The following is a 253-nucleotide window of genomic DNA, read 5'->3' on the forward strand; positions in this document are numbered from 1 at the left end:
CTCGAAAATCCACAGGAAAAAGCCGCATCTCAAGCCTATGCCACGCCACATCCAGCGGTCCAACGCTGGGAAGTCGGTGATCCGGTCGCGTGTCGAGCATGTCTTTGCCGATCAGAAATCACAGACGGGTCTGTTCGTCCGGACCGTGGGCATAACGCGAGCCACCATGAGGATCGGGCTCGCCAATATCGTTTACAACATACGCCGCTTCCTCTTCCTCGAAAGACTGAACGCGAGCGCGTAGCCATCCCGG

The 253-nt window shown here is 57.7% G+C and carries 1 pseudogene; it reads left to right on the forward strand.

The window, feature by feature from the left end:
* A pseudogene (locus ACWNRM_RS15245) lies at positions 1-244 on the forward strand (IS5/IS1182 family transposase); the annotation flags it as partial.
* Between the last annotated feature and the right edge of the window lie 9 nt (positions 245-253).

The sequence above is a fragment of the Asaia sp. A2 genome (assembly GCF_057319415.1).